General features: G+C 37.2%; 3 protein-coding genes. 1 reads left to right on the top strand and 2 read right to left on the bottom strand.

Annotation, left to right across the window (positions count from 1 at the left end; translation table 11 throughout):
* Nucleotides 1–32: 32 nt before the first annotated feature.
* Nucleotides 33–245, top strand: a complete 213-nt coding sequence (locus tag AC1DPQ_RS21985; RefSeq protein WP_029275212.1) for a hypothetical protein — start codon at nucleotides 33–35, stop codon at nucleotides 243–245.
* A gap of 64 nt (nucleotides 246–309) precedes the next feature.
* Here the strand turns inward: AC1DPQ_RS21985 and lysA are convergent, their stop codons facing one another.
* The gene (lysA, locus tag AC1DPQ_RS21980) at nucleotides 310–1,479 is read right to left on the bottom strand and encodes a diaminopimelate decarboxylase (RefSeq protein WP_477610875.1); all 1,170 of its coding nucleotides are present in this window, start codon (nucleotides 1,477–1,479) and stop codon (nucleotides 310–312) included.
* Nucleotides 1,480–1,797: 318 nt separating this feature from the next.
* Entirely contained in the window at nucleotides 1,798–3,111 is a 1,314-nt protein-coding gene (locus AC1DPQ_RS21975; RefSeq protein ID WP_215128933.1) for an aspartate kinase, read from the bottom strand.
* Nucleotides 3,112–3,374 lie beyond the last annotated feature (263 nt).

Raw genomic sequence — 3,374 nt, 5'->3', positions numbered from 1 at the left:
CATTATTACTGTTCTGATATAAATATAATATTATGAACAGAACATTAGGAATTATATTAATCGTTGTGGGCATTGCTATGCTCATCTGGACTGGCTTCTCTTACACTAAAAAAGAAAAAATTGTTGATGCAGGTCCCATTCAAATATCTGCCGATAAAGAAAAATCTATCAATTGGCCTCCTTATGCAGGTGGTATTATTCTGGTAGCTGGTGTAATTGTATTTGTAGCGTCGAAGAAGAAATAATTGATCTRTCATTCTGAGCCCGTCGAAGAACTTTGAAGCATTTCGACAGGCTCAATGTGACAATTTATATCTCTGAACTATAAACCGATCTTATCGCATCCCTTAAGTTATACTTCGAAGCCATCACCTCTCCATAGGCACCAGCACTGCGGATGGCAAAAATATCGCCCCTGAACGATTCAGGTTGCTCTACTTCTTTACCAAAGCAATCGGTACTTTCACAGATGGGCCCTACAATATCGTATTTAACGACTTCGGACTTCGAACTCGTTACTCCAGACTGACTAAGATTTTCGATTTTGTGATAGGCTTGATATAAGGCTGGGCGCATCAATTCAGTCATACCGGCATCTAAAACCACGAAATTTTTTTTCTTTCCGTTTTTAATGTAAAGTACACGCGTAATCAATGAAGCCGATTGACCAACCAATGCCCTGCCCAATTCAAAATGTACTTCCTGACCAGGTTTAACAGTCAAAAATTCATTGAAAATCTTAAAATAAGATTCAAAGTCAGGAATCTGGTGATCAGGATTGTAATAATCGATGCCTAAGCCGCCACCAACATTTAATACTTTTAGGTTAAAACCCTTATCTTCAAACCAGGCTGCAAATTCGTTTACACGCACACAAAGGTTTTTGTACACATCCAAATTGGTAATCTGCGAACCAATGTGAAAATGGATACCAATAAATTTCAGGTTTGGAGATGCTTTTAAAGTTTCTGCGCACTCTGGCAAATCCCATGAGTTGATCCCAAATTTATTTTCGTCTAAACCAGTGGTAATGTTGTGGTGTGTATGTGCATCCACATTGGGATTGATGCGGATAGCCACCTGAGCTGTTTTACCTTTTTTACCGGCAAGTTCATTTAGTACCTCTAATTCCTGGATAGATTCTACATTAAAGCAGAAAATATCAAGATCAAGGGCTTCGTTGATTTCTTTATCCGATTTACCTACTCCGGCAAAAACGATTTTTTTGTGATCAAAACCTACTTCAACTGCTCTTCTCACCTCTCCTGCACTCACGCAATCTGCACCGAAACCAATTTCTTTAATCTGGTTTAACAGCACAGAATTAAAATTTGCCTTTAGTGCATAGTGAATGTGAAATTGATACGGAGCCGCTGCATCTGCGCAGGTACGCAAGGTTTTTTGCAACAGATCGGTATCATAGTAGTAAAAAGGCGTTTCTATATTGTTAAACTTTGATATATCTTTATCGGCGAACATGTTCAAATTCCTTATTATAATTTTAATTTTATTCTTTGGGCTAATTTATTTGGGTAACTACCTGGATTTAAAGCATGGAAGAATTACCCAGAAACAATATAATGGAAAAGTCCGGTTTTTTATCGTGTTACTCTTCATTGTACTGTTCCTCTTATTTATCAAAAAATGAAGATAGCAGCTGCCATATTTATTATTCTTATTCTTTCTGCAGGATTGTATAACTCTTACAAAAAGCATAAAAACGGTTTGCTACCGGCAAGCTTTCTGGCTTTTCACTTTCTTATCGGATTACTGGTAATAATCGGCGCTTTTTTCCTCTTATTCGAATAATCTATTGTGCAGGCTTCTTAAAGCTTCGGTTTTATACTCACTTAATATTAAAAGCGAAACGTTGTAGTTGCTTCCACCGTAAGAAATCATACGGATCGGAATGTGTTTTAAACCTTCTAAAACCCTGCTGGCGAAACCATGCTTCTCCGAACCGAAATCGCCCACTACACATACAATGCTGTGGTCGGTATCTACTTCTACTGTTCCGAAACTTTCCAACTCTTCGATAATCTGCGGCAAATGAGCTGTTTCATCAATGGTTAACGATACGGCAACCTCAGAAGTGGTAATCATATCAATCGGTGTTTTATACCGCTCAAAAACTTCAAAAACCCTCCGTAAGAAACCATAAGCCAACAACATACGACTCGATTGGATACGGATTGCCGTGATGCCATCTTTCGCTGCTATTGATTTAATTTTTCCTTTTTCGCTATCGTGAGTAATCAAAGTACCTGCAGCTGAAGGTTCCATCGTGTTTAACAAACGAACCGGAATTTTATATTTTTGTGCTGGGAAAACCGATTGAGGGTGCAAAATCTTTGCGCCAAAATAAGCCAACTCAGCTGCTTCATCAAAAGATAACTGTGCAATTGGTTTAGTGCCTTTAACAATACGTGGATCGTTGTTGTGCATGCCGTCAATATCCGTCCAGATTTGAACTTCTTCCGCCATAATTGCTGCACCTAATAATGATGCCGTATAATCACTACCACCTCGACGTAGATTATCTACCTCGCCAAAACTGTTGCGGCAGATGTATCCCTGTGTAATGAACAGTTTATTGTCTTTATGCTGCTCCAAAAGAGGCATTAAATGTTTCGTTGTAAAAGGAATATCAGGCTCATTATCTTCATCCGTTTTCATAAAATCTAAAGCCGGCAATAATACCGAGGGTACGCCGATAGATTTTAAATAAATATGGTATAAAGTTGTAGATAACAATTCTCCTTGGGCCAACACTACCTTCTCTTCAATTGGAGTAAAAATATCGTTCGCTAAGCCAGCTAAGAAACCAAAGTGATAATCGATCACTTCATTTCCCTGCTCTTGAAACTCGTCAGCAGGCAACAATTCAACAACAAAAGCTTTATATTTCTGGTATAGATTTTCCACGCACTCGCTTCCCTTCTTCTTATCTCCAGCTAAAAAATAATTTGCAATTTCTACTAAACTATTTGTAGTACCAGACACGGCTGATAATACTACAATCTGCTCTTCATTTGGATTAACGATATCCAACAACTTCGTCATGCGCTCAGGACTACCTACTGAAGTACCCCCAAATTTTAATATTTTCATTTAATGCTTATTGTTTTTAACGGTAATGAAGCTATCATAATTTATTTATTTACTTTTGGCTATAGAAAATTATGATGGTTTCAATTTTAAATACTAGAATATGTAATTTTCTTTATTATTGTATCGGGGCGTGAAATTAAACAAAAGCAGCTTAAAAGCAACACCCTCAACAAAATAAAATTTGGATGTGCTGAAATAAATGCGTTTCAACCAAACATCATTCAATAAAATTTGTTCAACACCAGATATTAAATTTAAAAAAC

It is taken from the genome of Pedobacter sp. 01T416_2 (assembly GCF_056398925.1).
Note: the sequence above shows the minus strand (reverse complement) of the source record. Positions and strands in the feature narration are given on the sequence as shown.